Origin of the sequence: Peribacillus sp. NPDC096540 (assembly GCF_050278525.1) — a bacterium.
Taxonomy (GTDB): Bacteria; Bacillota; Bacilli; order Bacillales; family DSM-1321; genus Peribacillus.
The window spans coordinates 48,596-65,149 of sequence record NZ_JBNNTG010000017.1 but is presented as its reverse complement, the minus strand read 5'-3'; the positions used below and the strand labels follow the sequence as shown (position 1 = coordinate 65,149).

General features: G+C 40.8%; 18 protein-coding genes and 1 other annotated feature (1 of these 19 running past the window's edge). Of the genes, 6 read left to right on the top strand and 12 right to left on the bottom strand.

What is annotated here, in order from left to right; genetic code table 11:
- Positions 1-214 (bottom strand) — a binding site (T-box leader) (it extends 29 nt beyond the left edge of the window).
- 44 nt (positions 215-258) lie between these two features.
- Positions 259-1,017, bottom strand: coding sequence for a TrmH family RNA methyltransferase (locus ACQKMR_RS15585; protein WP_427698110.1), 759 nt, complete (start codon positions 1,015-1,017; stop codon positions 259-261).
- Positions 1,018-1,139: 122 nt separating this feature from the next.
- Here ACQKMR_RS15585 and sspI point away from each other — a divergent pair, with 122 nt between their 5' ends.
- Entirely contained in the window at positions 1,140-1,349 is a 210-nt protein-coding gene (sspI, locus tag ACQKMR_RS15580; protein ID WP_427698109.1) for a small acid-soluble spore protein SspI, read from the top strand.
- A gap of 34 nt (positions 1,350-1,383) precedes the next feature.
- Here the strand turns inward: sspI and ACQKMR_RS15575 are convergent, their stop codons facing one another.
- The 8 genes from ACQKMR_RS15575 to ACQKMR_RS15540 all read right to left on the bottom strand — a co-directional run bounded on the left by ACQKMR_RS15575 (position 1,384) and on the right by ACQKMR_RS15540 (position 9,674).
- Positions 1,384-1,764 (bottom strand): hypothetical protein, encoded by a 381-nt coding sequence (locus ACQKMR_RS15575; RefSeq protein ID WP_427698108.1) that lies wholly within the window; start codon positions 1,762-1,764, stop codon positions 1,384-1,386.
- A 188-nt stretch (positions 1,765-1,952) separates the two neighbouring features.
- Complete coding sequence (locus ACQKMR_RS15570; RefSeq protein ID WP_427698107.1) at positions 1,953-2,198, bottom strand: hypothetical protein; 246 nt, start codon at positions 2,196-2,198, stop codon at positions 1,953-1,955.
- The gene (locus ACQKMR_RS15565; protein ID WP_427698106.1) at positions 2,195-2,758 is read right to left on the bottom strand and encodes a general stress protein; all 564 of its coding nucleotides are present in this window, start codon (positions 2,756-2,758) and stop codon (positions 2,195-2,197) included. The genes ACQKMR_RS15570 and ACQKMR_RS15565 overlap by 4 nt, the downstream gene beginning before the upstream one ends.
- A gap of 184 nt (positions 2,759-2,942) precedes the next feature.
- Positions 2,943-3,692: a general stress protein gene (locus tag ACQKMR_RS15560; protein WP_427698105.1), complete on the bottom strand. Its 750-nt coding sequence runs from the start codon at positions 3,690-3,692 to the stop codon at positions 2,943-2,945.
- Between the two features lie 249 nt (positions 3,693-3,941).
- The gene (locus ACQKMR_RS15555) at positions 3,942-5,267 is read right to left on the bottom strand and encodes a (Fe-S)-binding protein (RefSeq protein WP_427698104.1); all 1,326 of its coding nucleotides are present in this window, start codon (positions 5,265-5,267) and stop codon (positions 3,942-3,944) included.
- Positions 5,264-6,676: a glycolate oxidase subunit GlcD gene (glcD, locus tag ACQKMR_RS15550; protein WP_427698103.1), complete on the bottom strand. Its 1,413-nt coding sequence runs from the start codon at positions 6,674-6,676 to the stop codon at positions 5,264-5,266. The genes ACQKMR_RS15555 and glcD overlap by 4 nt, the downstream gene beginning before the upstream one ends.
- A 110-nt stretch (positions 6,677-6,786) precedes the next feature.
- Positions 6,787-7,902 (bottom strand): CdaR family transcriptional regulator, encoded by a 1,116-nt coding sequence (locus ACQKMR_RS15545; RefSeq protein WP_427698102.1) that lies wholly within the window; start codon positions 7,900-7,902, stop codon positions 6,787-6,789.
- A 74-nt stretch (positions 7,903-7,976) separates the two neighbouring features.
- The gene (locus ACQKMR_RS15540; protein ID WP_427698101.1) at positions 7,977-9,674 is read right to left on the bottom strand and encodes an L-lactate permease; all 1,698 of its coding nucleotides are present in this window, start codon (positions 9,672-9,674) and stop codon (positions 7,977-7,979) included.
- Between the two features lie 242 nt (positions 9,675-9,916).
- On the opposite strand from ACQKMR_RS15540, the gene ACQKMR_RS15535 reads away from it, so the two are divergent.
- From ACQKMR_RS15535 to ACQKMR_RS15520, 4 genes are all read left to right on the top strand, one after another.
- The gene (locus tag ACQKMR_RS15535; RefSeq protein ID WP_427698100.1) at positions 9,917-10,648 is read left to right on the top strand and encodes a FadR/GntR family transcriptional regulator; all 732 of its coding nucleotides are present in this window, start codon (positions 9,917-9,919) and stop codon (positions 10,646-10,648) included.
- A gap of 178 nt (positions 10,649-10,826) precedes the next feature.
- The gene (locus ACQKMR_RS15530) at positions 10,827-11,543 is read left to right on the top strand and encodes a (Fe-S)-binding protein (protein WP_427698099.1); all 717 of its coding nucleotides are present in this window, start codon (positions 10,827-10,829) and stop codon (positions 11,541-11,543) included.
- A 22-nt stretch (positions 11,544-11,565) separates the two neighbouring features.
- On the top strand, positions 11,566-12,996 hold the full coding sequence (locus ACQKMR_RS15525; RefSeq protein ID WP_427698098.1) for a LutB/LldF family L-lactate oxidation iron-sulfur protein: 1,431 nt from the start codon (positions 11,566-11,568) through the stop codon (positions 12,994-12,996).
- On the top strand, positions 12,993-13,694 hold the full coding sequence (locus tag ACQKMR_RS15520) for a LutC/YkgG family protein (RefSeq protein ID WP_427698097.1): 702 nt from the start codon (positions 12,993-12,995) through the stop codon (positions 13,692-13,694). The genes ACQKMR_RS15525 and ACQKMR_RS15520 overlap by 4 nt, the downstream gene beginning before the upstream one ends.
- A 61-nt stretch (positions 13,695-13,755) precedes the next feature.
- On the opposite strand, the gene ACQKMR_RS15515 is transcribed toward ACQKMR_RS15520, so the two are convergent.
- Both ACQKMR_RS15515 and ACQKMR_RS15510 read right to left on the bottom strand, forming a co-directional pair.
- Positions 13,756-14,841, bottom strand: coding sequence for a M42 family metallopeptidase (locus ACQKMR_RS15515; protein WP_427698096.1), 1,086 nt, complete (start codon positions 14,839-14,841; stop codon positions 13,756-13,758).
- A gap of 64 nt (positions 14,842-14,905) precedes the next feature.
- Positions 14,906-15,403 (bottom strand): dUTP diphosphatase, encoded by a 498-nt coding sequence (locus ACQKMR_RS15510; RefSeq protein WP_427698095.1) that lies wholly within the window; start codon positions 15,401-15,403, stop codon positions 14,906-14,908.
- Positions 15,404-15,503: 100 nt separating this feature from the next.
- Here ACQKMR_RS15510 and ACQKMR_RS15505 point away from each other — a divergent pair, with 100 nt between their 5' ends.
- A complete protein-coding gene (locus tag ACQKMR_RS15505; RefSeq protein ID WP_427698094.1) occupies positions 15,504-15,884 on the top strand; it encodes a sigma-w pathway protein ysdB in 381 nt (126 codons plus the stop codon).
- A 65-nt stretch (positions 15,885-15,949) separates the two neighbouring features.
- Here ACQKMR_RS15505 and ACQKMR_RS15500 read toward each other — a convergent pair whose 3' ends face one another.
- On the bottom strand, positions 15,950-16,522 hold the full coding sequence (locus ACQKMR_RS15500; protein WP_427698093.1) for a TVP38/TMEM64 family protein: 573 nt from the start codon (positions 16,520-16,522) through the stop codon (positions 15,950-15,952).
- Positions 16,523-16,554 lie beyond the last annotated feature (32 nt).

The following is a 16,554-nucleotide window of genomic DNA, read 5'->3' as shown; positions in this document are numbered from 1 at the left end:
CCACCCTTATTAGTGCATAAGTAAAAAAACTTCGCACTCACTTCATAAAAATAACGGCTCTTCACCGGAACATTTTTCGGACTCTTTGTCGTCTTCCCAATGCCAACTCGAAAGGTGAATTCCCTTAAGCAGCGCCATAAAAATGCTTTCAGTCACGGCATTTTTTCCCTGGTTATGGATATCTTAAGTTACTACTCTTTGTCATCGTTGTTTTCATTATAAAATTCTGTTTTATTATATTATAATTCGACTGCCGTTTCAAATTGATTTTCGTAAATGGTACATTAAAATCCCAGCAGCAATCCCTACATTCAGTGATTCACTTTTCCCGTAGATAGGAATATAGAGGTTTTTCGTAGTTTTCTCTAGCAAGCCCTTTGCTACTCCCTGTCCTTCATTACCGACAAGCAAGGCAAATCGAGAGGACTTTTCCACTTCTTCAAATGGCGAGGCTCCTTCAAGTGCTGTGCCGTAAACCGGTGTGCCATTTTGCTTCAGTTCATCGATGATTTCAGAAAGGTTTCCTTTGATGACAGGCATATGAAACAGACTTCCTTGCGTCGAACGGACCACTTTCGGGTTATACAGATCTGCACAACCTTCGCCCAGAATGACCGCATCAATTCCAGCCGCATCTGCCGTCCGAATCATCGTTCCGATATTTCCTGGATCCTGTACCGCATCAATCAACAGTAGTTTATCCGGATTAATGGACGCCATACTAATTAATTTCTGCTCACATACCGCTGCAATTCCCTGCGGGGTCTCTGTATCACAAATCGCTTTCATAATTTCATTTTTAACATAAATGACTTCTGTGCCTTCTAGTGTAAAATTAGCAGGCATTTCTGTTTCTTCATTAACAATCACTTCAATGACGATTTCTTCTTTTAACGCTTCTTCAACGAGGTGAAAGCCCTCGACTAAATATTTCCCTGTTTTGTCGCGCTCTTTCTTCGTCAATAGCTTTTTCCATTGCTTCACTTGCGGGTTTTTTACGGATTCAATATATTTCAAGGTTAAACGCTCCTTTAACTTCACACTGATTGTCCTATTATAACGCAATTTACATACATATTGCATGCCAGTTTGTGAAATGCTATTAATGTGAGTCATTATGTGTATGAGGAGGAATAAATGTGAATTTAAACCTAAGAAATGCGATCATTCAAAACGTAACTGGTAATACGCAAGAGCAGCTAGAAGACACGATTGTCGATGCAATTCAGAATGGCGAGGAAAAAATGCTTCCTGGATTGGGCGTATTATTCGAGGTCATCTGGCAAAATTCATCTGAGCAGGAAAAACAAGAAATGATTACTGCTCTCGAATCAGGATTAAAAAAATAACAGCCTTCGCAGGCTGTTATTTTTTTGTATTCGCTTACTTCGTTATCGGTACTACTTTATCATTTAGTTCTTCGATAGAGACTTCTTCATCGAGCAGCAAGATGAATTTTTTTGCGCTCACTTCTTCAAGCAACGCTTTTGTCTCAGTAACGGAGTAGCCGTATTTCGTGAAAAAGCTGCGTAAATCTCCAGATCCTTCATCTGTGAAGTAGTGGAAGATTCTTAAAAAAAACGTGTCCTTATCCTGATTGGCGATGATCAATATATCCGTATGTTCATTTCCAAGCTGCACATCATTCTTTATATCAGCTGCTACTGTCATTTGGGGACCAGTAACGCCTTTAGCTTGTAATTCTTGAATTGCAGCAAGTAGTTCCGGATTAGAGTCAAAAACACCATATACGTTTTTTTCCATGTTTCTTCCCCTCCTAGTTACTCTACTTAGAATTAATTCCTTTGTAATTATACCTTGCGGCTTGATCAATAAACAAGCAAATTGTCTAATGAGAAATCCTAACTAATCATTAAAGAAATCCTTTGCATAAAGGGATTCTAACCATCCCCAAAAAATAACAGCCCTGCACAGGCTGTTATTTTTCCGTCTTACAGATGATCGGTGTTAATTCGATTTTTGATGTATTCATCTTTCATGATATCCTTTTCTTCTTGCTGCACACTTTCAACATTCGGGTTCATAGTCCGATCCAGTGCTTTTTTAGTATCAGCAGAAAATGGATCTACATTGGAATCGCTCGCTAGTGTACCCACATAATCCTCAGGATTATGATCCTTATATTTTTCGGTGGAGTTCGCCTTAATTTCTCTTTCTTCAGCTCGCTTTGTGTTCAACCCTTGATTTTCAAATATGTTGGTAGCATTCCCATAAAGCTCTTCGCTTTTCCTGGTTGGGCTTCTACTTCCCTTGTTCGATAAGCATTAGCTGTTGTTTCCGGGAAAAGGTTAGGATCCGGATTATTCACCACGCCTGTTTTAAGTGGATTCTCTGTAGTAAGTCTGTCCGATTTTAGCATGGCGTCGGTAGTAACGTCTTCCTCGGGTGATAAGGATACTTGCTCATCCAGCAGAATCAGGAATTTCCCTGCTTCAACTTCGTTTATATAAGATGTGGCTTCACTATCGGCAAGTCCCATATCTCCTAGCCGGTTCCACATGTCTGCAGAACCTTCGTTCAAGAAAAAGTGTTTGACCTTTTCAATAAAAGAATCCTTATCTGAATTCGAAATGATATCTACATCCGATTTCTGCTTATCATTCGTAAAATTCAAATCTTCTTTTTTATCTGCTATTACGGTTATTTCTTCATCGCGAACTCCCTTTACTTTGAGAGTTTGTATTTCCTTAATAACTTCCGGATTAGAATCAAAAACACCATATAATGTTGTTCCCATGCTTCTTCCTCCTTTAATAATTCCGATTTGTATCTTATATGTATTTATACCCGGATGGACTCAAATTAAACAAATGAGGACTCACCCCAAAGGTGCAGTTTTGTATACATCACGATTGTAAAAAGACTTTAGGAAATAAAAGAGCCTACAGTTTTAAAAACTGCAGGCCCTTTCCATCACTCTTTTAGAAGCGCTCGTTTCTTCGTTCAGTTCCCTTTTCTTCATGTACGATAGGATCATCATTACTATCAAGCTGGGTATCTTCTTTTTTGTGGGTATCCTGGACTTTTTCAGTTTCTTGTACAGCATGTTTCTTGATAACAATTTCATCTGTAACAACTGGTATTTTCGATACGCTTTCATCTACAACCGGGATACGCAATGTTTCCCCTTTATTGATACTGCCTGTTTCCAGACTATCTTCACGGTCTCGTCCATTCACTCCATAACCGTCGTCTTTATTTAATGGATCCGTTTTTTCGGTACCGTTATAACGAGTGTTAGCTGAGTTCGTATCCAACTTTGTTCCCGACGTTCCAACACCCCTTGCTCCGGTAGTGAATTTGTCTCGTGACGTTGCCAGATGTCCTTCTCCCTCTTCTACAAGAACTAGAACTTTCCCGTGTTCTACATCATAAACATGTTCTGCGGCTTCACTGTTTGAAAGCCCTGCATTAGCTAACCTTGTTGAAAGATCAGCCGTATCATCCGGCATGAAGAAGCGCGCTACCTTGTCCATAAAGGATTCGTCGTTTGGGACATTTGTCATCGTATGAACATCAGTTTCTTCTTGATGATTCGTAAAATCTAATGTTTCTTCCTTGTCTGCAACAACCAAAATATCGTCTCCCTCAAAGCCCTTGGCCTTAAGTGCATGAATTGCCTGAATTACTTCTGCATTCGATTCATATACACCATATACTGTTTTATTCATGTTACATTCCTCCTTAGGTTTTGTTGAGTGGATGTTATATAAACTCTACCCGATAAATCCCTAAGTAAACGGGGATGTAATATTTCATTTTTGGTTATAACATTACAATTTGTTCCCAAAACAGAACGGGTTTTTACGTGAAACCAAGTCATAGCAAAGGCTTACACATTTATTAAACTTTAATGTTTATCCGGATTATACCATTTATTTACTTTTATATTCTGTTTGAAGTCAATTAACAACTCCGTTTTATAATGCTACAGCCTCTAAAAGCAGATCCACAATATGAACCGCTTTCGTGCACTCGCTTAAGTTTTCTCTTTCGATTCCCAATTGCATTTGTAGTAAACAACCGGGATTTGCCGTAACAACAATATCTGCCTGTGTTGATTTAGTGTGTTTCATCTTCGAGTCGAGAATTTTCATAGACATCTCTGATTCTACAATATTATAAATCCCTGCTGAGCCGCAGCAACGGTCCGCATCTTTCATTTCCCTAAAATCAATTCCTTCTATCGACTGTAGGAGAATTCTCGGCGCATTCGAGGTTTTCATCACATTCCGTAAGTGACAGGAATCTTGATATGTCACTGACTGTAAGGGTAGTTTCATGCGAACTTTTTCCTGAAAACGTAAATTCACAAGAACTTCACTGATATCTTTCATCTTGTTTTTAAAAGCAATGGCCCGTTCGTACCACTCCGGCTCATCTTGGAGCAAATGGTCATAATCTATAAGGAATGCTCCACAACCGCCGGCATTTGTAATAATATAATCGACTTCATCCGCTTCAAACGCTTCAATATTTCGCTTGGCTAATTGTTTTGCGCCTTCTTTTTCACCACTATGACCATGCAGGGCTCCGCAACAAGCCTGGGCTTTCGGGATTACGATTTCACATCCGGCCAGCTGTAGTAGTTTTAGTGTAGCCTTGTTTGTATCCAAAAACATCGTATCCATTAAACAGCCGGAAAAGAAGGCTACCCTTTTGATCGGATTTCCTATCGCAGGCAGCTCAGTTGGCCTATTTTTCATTTCGGATTTTTTCGGAACCTTCGGCAGCACTTTTTCCATGGTCGCCAGATTATCCGGAAGTATGCTTAGGACACCAGTTTTGCGAGCAATGTACTGAAGACCAGAACGCTGGTAAAATCCCAGCAAACTTGTCATGTTCTGCATCCGCTCTTGATGAGGAAATAATCCCTTAAAAACCGTATTACGAATTGCTTTTACTGGAAGACTGTGTTTTTTATTCTGATGGATGATATCCCTGGCTTCTTCTAAAAGATGTCCATATTTTACACCGGAAGGGCAGACCGGTTCACAGGCCCTACAGCCGAGGCAAAGACTTAAAGAACGCTCTACATCTTCATCCGGTTCAATCAGGCCATCCGTTACCGCTTTCATAAGTGCAATACGGCCCCTTGGTGAATGGGATTCCTTTAAAGCTGATTCAATATATGTCGGGCAATGGGGTAAGCAAAAGCCGCAACGCATACAATTAAGCAATTCATCCTCATTCATTTTCTCCGCAAATTGGTCGGCAATGATTTCCCTCTCTTTGACTGTCGTCATGATGACACCACCACCCTTTTCCTACTTTCTTTGGCGAATACCTTGCCTGGATTCATGATGTTATTCGGATCGAATGCCTGTTTAATTCCTTTCATGGCGGCAATGCCCTCTTTTTTCAGCTTCCATTCAAGGTAAGGGGCCTTCATGGCTCCAACTCCATGTTCACCCGTAATCGTGCCTCCAAGGTCAATAGCCACGGCAAAAATGTCGGCAAAGGCAAGCTCTACTCTTTCCATTTCGTCATGATCACGGGCATCAGTAATACACGTTGGGTGAAGATTTCCATCCCCAGCATGACCAAATGTACAAATGTTCACATTATGTTTAGTAGCGATTTCATTAATGGCTCTAACCATTTTGGCAATTTCCGAACGTGGCACTGTAGCATCCTCTAAAATTGTCGTAGGTTTCAAACGTGCGAGTGCAGAAAGAGCTGTCCGTCTCGCCGTTTTCAAGGCCACTGCGTCGAGTTCCGTTTCAGCAATTTCAACAGAGACCGCTTTTTCATCTAGACAGATATCCGCCATTCTTTTCATATCACGTTCTACAACTTCTGGCGGTCCATCCTGTTCGATTAGGAGAACTGCCTCCACATTGGTAGGCAAACCGATTTTTGCGAAGTCCTCAACCACAATCAACGTTGGCCGATCTAGAAATTCAAGAGTGACAGGAATGATTTTATTTGAAATGATTTTAGCCACAGACTGGGCCGCAGCATCCAGGTCTTGATATAAAGCAAGCATCGTCTTTGTTGTTTCTGGAATTGGAATCAGTTTTAAGATCGCTTCTGTTACGATACCGAGTGTGCCTTCTGAGCCGACAAACAACTTCGTTAAATCATAGCCGGCTACATCCTTGGCAAGCTTTCCTCCTGTCCGAATGATGTCCCCATTCGGAAGAACTACTTCAAGCCCGATGACATAATCACGAGTGACCCCGTATTTTAAACCTCTTAATCCGCCAGAGTTCTCATTAATGTTGCCGCCAATTGTTGAAATTTTCATCGAACTTGGATCGGGCGGATAAAATAAGCCCTTCTTTTCAACTGCAGAAATCATATCCAATGTGATAAGCCCTGGCTGGACCGTTGCCGTTAAGTTTTCCTCGTCTATTTCAAGCAATGAATTCATCCGATTGAATAAAACGACAAGCCCCCCCTGTGTCGGGCATGTTCCTCCGCTTAAATTTGTTCCCGAGCCGCGTGGAATGATAGGAACTTTGTGTTCGTTACAAACTTTGACGATTGCAGCTACTTCATTCGTGCACCCTGGTTTTATAACGGCATCCGGCATCGATTGATACCCAGGCGTTGCGTCGTACGAATAAACAAGGCATTCCACTTTAGAATCATCGTAATTTTCTGAATCAACAATGGCCAGTAGCTGTTGCTTAACCTGTTTTGTTAACATATACATCCCCCTTTTTAAAAATAGTTCTCGATTTTTTTATGTAATTTAAGTATAGAAAAAAGCTAGATAATCTTCTATGTATGAACATATAGATTTTCCAGCTTTTCATATTAATTATTTGTATGTTTATATAAAATTTGTACAGCTAGATACATAATGACTAGATCTGACAGCTTCCTAGGGTTTAATTGGGTCATTTCTTCAATACGTTTGAGCCTGTAATGGAGCGTATTAATGTGTATATGCAGGGATGCAGCGGTTTCTTTCAAAGAAAGATCACAAGAAAAATACATGGACAGCGTTTTAAGTAACTCTTCGTTAAGAAGCAAGTTCTCAATCGTCCGGGTTAAATATTCCTGTCTTGTTTCAGGGGTAACTTCGTCGAGCAGGACTTCGAGCTTCAAGTCCTCATCAAATACAATACTCGATGCAGACAGCGCAATTTTCAAAGACCGCTCTGCTTTAAAAAAGGCCTGTCTAAACGCGGAACCTGATGAACGCGAGCTAACCCCTACGCTCACTTTATATCCGGAACTTCCCTCAAGTTTTTTTTGCAATTGACTTAATTTCGTTAATTGATGGGTTTTTGCACCGATAAAATCAGCTAAAGAAAGAATGACGAACTGGTTCCTTCCCCACCGAACTACGATATCCTTTGGGTGCTGCTGCCTTGTGTAAATCTGCAGCGTCCTCCACACATGCTGTTCAATGATTTTTTCTGTCTGAAATTCACCAAGAATGATTATCCGCTCAGCCATAACATCGATTCCCAGCAGCTTTGCCTTCTGAAGGAATGACTCATCGAACCTTTGAAGCTGATGCCATTCAAACACAAAGAATTCCATCAGGCGAGACTGTGATTCTTCTTGTTCGATGTGATAGCTTTCCTGAATAAACATCTCCGTCATCTTTTTTAAAAGTTCTGCATATGGAGAAACTTGTTTTGGATCACCGGTAATTCCAATTACACAAACGGCTTCCTGATTAAAAAAAATGGGCAGGTTGATTCCCGCCTTTACCCCTTTCCAATTTTGTTCATCTTGTTTATTGATGATCAGTTTCTCACGGTTTTTAAAAGCATGGATGGCTCCTTCATGGTAGGAACCAATACGACTTTTATCTGTGCTGGCGATAATCGTGCCAACATGATTAATAATGATGATTTCCTCATCAATAAGCTTTCGAACCTCATGAACTAATTTTTCTGCTACAGCTGCTAAATGCATGAGATGTCCCCCTTCGCATAAGATCATAAAAACATAGAGGACTCTCCCTTTCAATAGGGAGAGCCTCATTCAAATTATGGAATCATCCAGGATAGGACGCCATTTTGCAAGAAGGTAATCATACAAATAAGAAGCAATAAGAACAAGCTATGCTTAATCGTGAATCTCAATAATTCTGATTCCCTACCTGCCAACCCTACAGCAGCACAAGCAATGGCAATCGATTGAGGCGAGATCATTTTACCGGTAACCCCTCCTGATGAGTTCGCCGCAAGTGCCAGAACCGGTTCCATCCCTACCTTAAGAGCTGTAACTTTCTGAAGACTGCCAAATAAGAGATTAGCAGATGTATCGGATCCTGTAATAAACACACCTAACCAACCGAGAACCGGTGCGAAGAACGGAAACAAATCCCCTGATTTTGCAAGTGTCATTCCTAATGTTGTAGACATACCAGAAGCATTCGTTACGTACGCAAAAGCCACAACCGAAGAAATCATCAAGATTGGTTTTGTCAACTCTTTCATCGCTTCAGCAAAGGTGTTAAAGAAAACTCTTGTAGACATGTGTGCAATAAACTTCGTAACGATCGCAGCCAGTAATATGGCTGTTCCCGCTGCTCCGAGCAGTTCTATTTTAAAGAAAGCGGCAATCGGTAATCCATTGCTCCCGATAATCTCGTTATGCAGGCCTGGTACTTCAATTTGGAAGGTTAATAGTTTTCCAATTTCATTGATTCCGCTTAGCAACATATTGTCACCTTCATAATGCCCAGAGAGCGCAGGTTTTATCGGATTCATCCCCCATATCGTTATGAAAAGCGTTAACAAAAGGAATGGTGACCACGCATGGAATATTTGCCATTTCGTATACCTTTTTTCCATTTCCATTTCCACTGAATCATTCAATGGTTCAACAGCTGCTGCAGTTTCTTCAGACGCAAACCTGAAGATTGTTTTAGGCTTCCAAAATTTCAGGAAGATTGCTAAAGCAAAAAGTGACACTAGAGCAGAAAGGATATCCGGTAACTCAGGTCCAAGAAAATTCGAGCTAAAATATTGGGTAATTGCAAAGGATAGACCAGAAACCAAGATAGCTGGCATAACCTCAAGCGATCGTTTCCACCCAGTCATTATTAAAATGAGGTACAGTGGTATGAATGCTGAAAGGAATGGCAGTTGGCGGCCGACCATTTTCGAAATCTCCATGGCAGCAATCCCCGTAGGCCCTTCCATAGCAATAATCGGTATTCCAACGGCCCCGAATGCGACCGGAGCTGTGTTGGCAATTAAACAAATGCCGGCTGCATATAGCGGATTAAACCCTAGACCTACTAAAAGTGCAGCGGAAATCGCAACCGGTGCTCCAAATCCAGCGGCACCTTCTAAAAAGGCCCCGAAAGAAAACGCAACCAATAAAGCCTGAAGGCGGCGGTCTTCGGTAAGCGAAAGAACCGAAGATCGAATAATATTAAATTGTCCGCTTTTAACAGTCATTTTGTACAAAAATACGGAAGTGATAATAATCCATCCGATTGGCAACAGCCCGTACACCGCCCCTTGCGAAGCAGACATTATGGCCTTTCCTGCTGGCATTCCATACACAAAAACGGCAACTGCAAGGGCCACTAGCAACGTTGTAAGACCAGCAATGTACCCTTTCATTCGCTTGATCGTAAGCGCCCAGAAAAAGTAAAGAATTGGGATAAGTGCTACAAGAGAAGATACAACTAAATTATCGATAATCGGCGTAAAGTTTTGTGTCCATGTCATTCATTTCGACTCCTTTTACTAAATTTTTTAAAATTTCAGAAATTATGTACCAGGTGAAAACCCTTACATGACTAAATATTCAAAGTCATCAGATGACTTGATGATCATTTATCTAAATTAAATGATAAAAAATATAAAATCAAGATTTATTTTTGATTTTTACTCTTCGACAAGTGAGAAAGATCGTTTGTGTTATATAATATTAAACAGAGAAACTCATAGAAAATAGAGGTGTTTACAACTTGGTATATAAAAAAATAAAACCGAAAAAAATTTATGAAGAAGTCAGCGAAGAACTTTATGAAATGATTCGGTCAGGCACCCTGAAACCTGGTGAACAATTAGACTCCATTCAACAGCTTGCGGAAAATTTCCAAGTCGGACGACCGGCAATCCGTGAAGCATTAAGTGCATTAAGTTCAATGGGACTCATTGAAATCAAACAAGGGGAAGGAACATTTGTTAAAACATTTGACCCTAGCATCATGAATTTCCCCTTAACTACTGCTCTTTTAATGGACAAGGACAATATCAAGCATTTGCTAGAGGTTCGGAAAATCCTTGAGTCGGGAGCCGCTGAAGTAGCTGCAAAGAAACGAACAAATGAAAACCTTGCTGAGCTTAAGGTCAGGCTTTCTGAAATGGAAAAGGTGACTGAAGATGAAGAACTGAGTGATAAAGCTGATATAGCCTTCCACGTTGCAGTCGCAAACGCTTCCCAAAATGAATTGCTCATTACACTGATGCATCACGTTTCAGAATTAATGACGGAAAAGATGCGTGATATTCGGCGGATTGCTCTATATTCCGAAGAAATGACACTTAAACGACTTTACCAACAGCATGCTAAGATTTATGACGCCATTGTCGCACAAGACGAAGCCGGAGCGCGCAACGCTATGCTTTTTCACCTTCAAAACGTTGAGGAATCATTGGATAAAGTCATCCTCACTAATCAGCAAACAAATAATTGATTATTCATTAAATTTCAAAAATACTCTATACAACCAAGGAGAAAATTGGTATATTATTTTGAAAACGATTTCTTCATTTAAAATCTTGGAAATTGGTATTTTCTCAAAACCATTTCCTTTTTCTATTATTTAGTCATCAGATGACCTGTTAACCTATTTGAAAAAGGAGGAGACTAAATTGAAAGTAACTCTCTTTGCAACATGTTTAGTTGATTTGTTTCAATCCAATGTTGGAAAAGCAACAGTAGAACTACTCGAGAGATTAGGCTGTGAGATTGATTTTCCAGAATCGCAGATTTGCTGTGGACAGCCGGCATACAATAGCGGGTATACAAAGGAATCAAAGGAAGCTATGAAAAAGATGATCCAAACGTTCGAGGATGCTGAATATATAGTAACCCCCTCCGGTTCCTGTGCAGCTATGTTCAAAGAATATCCAGTCCTTTTTAAAGGAGATGCCGAATGGGAACCGAAGGCTGCAGCAATAGCGGCAAAAACATATGAATTGACCCAATTCATCGTGAACGTTTTAAAGGTAACTGATGTTGGCGCAACATTTGAAGGAAAAGCGACTTATCATACCTCCTGTCATATGACTCGGCTGCTTAAAGTGAAAGAAGCCCCAGCCATTTTGTTAAGCCATGTTAAGGGACTTGAAATGACACCTCTTCCGGACGCTCAAAATTGTTGCGGATTCGGGGGAACCTTTTCAGTTAAGATGGGTGATATATCCGGACAAATGGTCGAGGAAAAAGTCTGCAATATTGAGGATACCGGAGCTGACTTTTTAATTGGTGGCGATGCAGGCTGTTTAATGAATATCGGCGGACGTATCCAACGGAAGGGTCAACCTATTAAAGTTCTCCATATTGCCGAAGTTTTGAATAGTATATAAAAAAAGCGAGGAGGGAAAAACCATGGCTATGAAAACCAGCTCTGCCAAGTTTAAAGACCGAGTGGATGAAGGAATACATAATGATTTTATGCGACTGGCGGTATCGAGTGCCCAAGAGCGATTACACGGACGACGGTTGACTGCCGTTGATGAATTGGGAAGCTGGGAGGATTGGCGCTCCCTTGGGGAAGAAATCCGACAGCATGTACTTAGCAACCTTGATTTCTATTTGCATCAGCTTGCAGAAAACGTTTCGAAAAGGGGAGGTCACGTCTTTTTTGCTGAAACAGCTGAAGAAGCAAGTGGATACATTAAGGACGTTATCGTAAAAAAGAATGCCAAAAAAGTCGTGAAATCTAAATCGATGGTCACAGAAGAAATTAATTTAAATGCCACTCTTGAAGCTGTTGGACTTGATGTCGTTGAAACAGACCTCGGTGAGTACATTTTACAAGTGGATGATCATGATCCACCTTCCCATATCGTCGCGCCAGCTCTTCATAAAAACAAAAAACAAATAAGGGATGTTTTTAAAGAGAAGCTAGCTTATACGAAAACCGAAAATCCGGAAGAGCTTACCGCTCATGTCCGTGGCATTCTAAGGAAAGATTTCTTAAGCGCCGATATCGGCATTACCGGCTGTAATTTTGCGATTGCAGAAACCGGCTCGATTGGTTTGGTAACGAATGAAGGAAACGCAGATTTAGTCACAGCCCTACCAAAAACGCAAATTACCGTGATGGGGATGGAACGGCTTGTACCTACATTCGATGAATTTGAAGTTCTTGTCAGTTTATTGACAAGAAGCGCGGTAGGTCAAAGGTTGACTAGCTACATTACCGCACTTACCGGCCCTCGTGATGAAGGGGACGTCGATGGACCTGAGGAATTCCACCTTGTCATCGTCGATAATGGACGCTCTTCTATTTTAGGAACTGAGTTTCAATCTGTTCTCCAATGCATTCGCTGTGCAGCCTGTATCAATGTCTGCCCGGTCTATCGCCAGGTTGGCGGCCATTCCTATGGTTCCATTTATCCGGGTCCAATCGGCGCTGTGCTTTCACCATTACTCGGTGGCTATGATGATTTCAAAGAACTACCTTATGCATCAACTCTTTGTGCAGCTTGTACCGATGCCTGTCCGGTAAAAATCCCTCTGCATGATCTGCTAAGAAAGCATCGTGAAGTCATCGTAGAAAAGGAGAAAATGGCTCCATTCTCTGAAAAGATGGCCATGAAGGCCTTCGGAATCGGCGCCGCTTCTCCAATGCTTTATAAGTTTGGTTCAAAAATGGCCCCTTCAGCTATGTCCCCTTTTAAAACGGGAGATATCATCTCAAAAGGACCTGGACCACTTAAAACTTGGACAGAAAGCCGTGAATTCCCTGCTCCTAGTAAAGAAAGCTTTCGGGACTGGTTTAAAAATCGTGAGACAGGAGGTAAACCATCATGACTGGAACTATCCAAAATGAAGTCACGTTTTTAAATAAAATTGCCAAAAACCTAGGAAGAGCTCCTATAACGGAAGGCATAGACCGTCCTATTTGGAAGCACGCTCCCCAAAACGAGGTCTTGAAATATGCGACACCAGATGATCTCGTCAACGAATTACAGGAGCAGTGCAAACGGGTCCATACGCAGTTCCACCTTACTGACTCAAAGCAAGTTGCACACCTTTTAAAACGGGTGATTGAGGAACTTGGAAATGGGCCATTAATCATTCCAAAAGATGATCGATTCTCTGACTATCAGTTAGTTGATGTGTTGACTGAAAAAGATGTCCACGTTTGGGACCATCAAGCAGGGAAAAAAAATATCGCACTGGCAGAAAGTGCTAATGTCGGAATCACATTCAGTGAAATAACACTTGCGGAATCAGCGACCGTCGTTTTATTTAGCAGCAAGAACCACGGCCGTTCCATCAGCTTCCTGCCTGCTTGTCATGTTTCCATTATCCCAAAGAGCACCATCGTTCCGCGAATGACACAGGCAGCAGCAGCCATTCGTTCTAAAGTTAACCACGGTGAAGTCGTTCCGTCCTGCATTAATTTCATAACCGGACCGAGCAATTCCGCTGATATCGAAATGGACCTTGTCGTTGGCGTTCATGGTCCAATTAAAGCCGTCTATATAATTGTCGAGGATAAGTAACTATCAATGAAAAAGGAGAGGCCCTTTTATAGGAGCCTCTCCTTTTCTACATTTCTCTATGTTATTCGTAAATAATACGGTCCACTGTTTCACGGTCAAGGCGTTTGATCACTTCGACAATAAGTTTAACTGCATTTTCATAATCATCACGATGAAGCATTGCCGCATGTGAATGAATGTAGCGCGTTGCAATCGTAATTGCCAACGCTGGAACCCCATTTGCCGTTAAGTGAATGGAACCTGCATCCGTTCCACCGCCTGGCATCGATTCATATTGATAAGGAATATTCATTTCGTCAGCCGTGTTGGTAACGAAATCCCGCAATCCTTTATGAGCTACCATAGATGCATCATAAATAACGATTTGTGGACCTTCACCCATTTTGCTCAACGCTTCTTTATCGGTTACACCTGGTGTATCACCAGCTATACCAACATCAACGGCAAAACCAATATCCGGCTGAATTTTGAACGTTGAGGTTTTAGAGCCGCGCAGACCAACCTCTTCTTGTACCGCACCAATTCCATATACCACATTCGGATGATCGCTATCTTTCAACTGTTTAAGAACATCAATAGCGATTGCACAGCCAATTCGGTTGTCCCAAGCTTTAGCAAGCAACATTTTTTCATTATTCATGACTGTGAATTCAAAATACGGCACAACCATATCGCCCGGTTTAACGCCCCATTCCTTAACTTCTTCCTTGCTTGTGGCTCCAATGTCAATAAACATATCTTTAATCTCAACCGGCTTTTTCCTTGCTTCTGCTGATAAGATATGTGGCGGTTTTGAACCGATAACACCAGTTACATCGCCTTTATTTGTGACGATTGTCACGCGTTGGGCGAGCATGACCTGTGACCACCAGCCTCCTACAGGCTGAAAACGCAAAAATCCTTTATCATCTATTTGGGTAATCATAAAACCGACTTCATCCAAATGTCCAGTAACGACAATTTTCGGACCGTTTTCATCACCAGTTTTCATAGCGATCAAACTTCCCAAGCCATCAGTCGATATTTCATCCGCGAAAGGGGTTATGTATTCAGCCATCACTTTTCTTACTTCACTTTCATTTCCAGCAATGCCTTTAGCATCTGTTAAGTCTTTCAGCATCCTTAATGTTTCATCCAATTGAGCCACGTTATTGCCTCCCTCTTTTTTACACTATAAGAATAATTATACAAAATATCGTTTGCACAAACAATTAGTAACCTTGTTTTTGTCGTTCGTAATTCACTTCATTTTTGCTGACGTATGCACCTTCCACATCCTTAGCGGAAAATCCGAGCAACTCCCCTAAATGTAGATATTCAGCAAAAACCTTTTGAAAAGCAGGCTCTGATAATTGCACACGAAACTCGTTGATGTACCCGTATATCAACGTGAATTGCGCTGTTAAATCAACATGACCCATTTTGAAAGACGATGGAACTTTTGGTACAAAACCCTGTTCAATCCCAAGTGACAAAATAAAGTGAATGCCATCCACGTATTCAGCCAAAATCGTTTCTTTATCCGAAGGGCCTTTAAGACTCCAGAATTTAAAACATCTTGTTTCGTTAGCCAGCTCCCCAAGCTCCACTAAAAGAGCAAGAGTCTTTCGCTCGACCAAGTTTTCTGCACCCAAATCGTGCTTTGTTTCTATATGCTTATCTAAGGCCGCCTGCATATCCATCAATTTTGCTATGTTCACTTTTATCACTACTTTCTACCTTAATCCCTTAAATTATAACAAATAAATGAAACTTATTAAAAACCCATACGTAAAGAAAAGGAATCACTCTGTTTAGGGAGGTAGCTACATGGTATTAATTTTGCGGTTCTTTCTTTTGGCTCTCATCATCTTCTTAATATATACAGCTATCAAATACCTATTAAATCCGAAACGAAAATTAGAGCTGGCACATGAACAGAAAAAGTTCTTTTTGCTCGATGATACAAAGAATATACACAAGAATTTTTTATTGACGTACAATGGGGTCATGTTTGAAGGGGAAAAGTATTTAGGAACGACGGAACGCTCCTTCGAGGTTATCTCCATCTTCATTTGGCCTAAGAAAATAGCCAATTTGAAAGGTTTGAAGCGCAATGACTTTTTAAAAATTGAAGCATCCATAAAAAAACAATATCCGGATGCCATGATTGATTGGAAAAGCCCTGTAAAGGAATTTTTGGATAACTAAAATATTATCGAGTGGTGTAACAACTGCGTACTTAAGAGCCTTGAGGAAAATGCACTCAAGGCCTTTTATTTTTCATGTGAGCGGAAAAATTCTTTCCAGGGAACGACCGTCTGCTTTTCTCTTAATAAATAAAGCAATAAGGTTAATGATAGTAAAATAATGACGATTAATGTCGGGCTAAAGTCTGCAATATAATGGCCAAACACCGTATATACGAAGGCTACAGGAATATTAGTCATGAAGGATAAATAAAAATAGTTTTTTAACCCTTTATTGGATTCCAACAAGCAAAGCGACAATAAATAAAAGTGTATAAACGGAATAAGCCTTAGCACTGCAATTTGCCTGCTATTAAGCTTTCGGTTTCCAAACAGCTTATTTTTAAGACGTAGCAACTTATCCTTCGTTTTCGGAAATTTACCTATTACAAAATAAAAGGCCATACTGGACAATGTCAAACCGATTATGGAATAGATAGTTCCAAATGCTGCACCGAACAAAACGCCGCCAGACATGCAAACCACGATAACTGGAATGAATAAAAATTGCCGTAATAAATGAAAGGTAATAAAGATTAATGGCGCAAACACGCTGCCGGATTGAACGTAGCTCATCACAAGTGTCAGTTTATCATTCATGTTCTCCCCCCAGCTACTCTTTGCTGCTTCTA

Bases quoted from the DNA above. Each gene is read 5' to 3' on its own strand.
- ACQKMR_RS15575 (WP_427698108.1), bottom strand. From the start codon at position 1,764: ATGGAAAAAAACGTATATGGTGTTTTTGACTCTAATCCGGAACTACTT.
- ACQKMR_RS15565 (WP_427698106.1), bottom strand. From the start codon at position 2,758: ATGGGAACAACATTATATGGTGTTTTTGATTCTAATCCGGAAGTTATT.
- ACQKMR_RS15560 (WP_427698105.1), bottom strand. From the start codon at position 3,692: ATGAATAAAACAGTATATGGTGTATATGAATCGAATGCAGAAGTAATT.
- ACQKMR_RS15555 (WP_427698104.1), bottom strand. From the start codon at position 5,267: ATGACGACAGTCAAAGAGAGGGAAATCATTGCCGACCAATTTGCGGAG.
- glcD (WP_427698103.1), bottom strand. From the start codon at position 6,676: ATGTTAACAAAACAGGTTAAGCAACAGCTACTGGCCATTGTTGATTCA.
- ACQKMR_RS15545 (WP_427698102.1), bottom strand. From the start codon at position 7,902: ATGCATTTAGCAGCTGTAGCAGAAAAATTAGTTCATGAGGTTCGAAAG.
- ACQKMR_RS15540 (WP_427698101.1), bottom strand. From the start codon at position 9,674: ATGACATGGACACAAAACTTTACGCCGATTATCGATAATTTAGTTGTA.
- ACQKMR_RS15525 (WP_427698098.1), top strand. From the start codon at position 11,566: ATGGCTATGAAAACCAGCTCTGCCAAGTTTAAAGACCGAGTGGATGAA.
- ACQKMR_RS15520 (WP_427698097.1), top strand. From the start codon at position 12,993: ATGACTGGAACTATCCAAAATGAAGTCACGTTTTTAAATAAAATTGCC.
- ACQKMR_RS15505 (WP_427698094.1), top strand. From the start codon at position 15,504: ATGGTATTAATTTTGCGGTTCTTTCTTTTGGCTCTCATCATCTTCTTA.
- ACQKMR_RS15500 (WP_427698093.1), bottom strand. From the start codon at position 16,522: ATGAATGATAAACTGACACTTGTGATGAGCTACGTTCAATCCGGCAGC.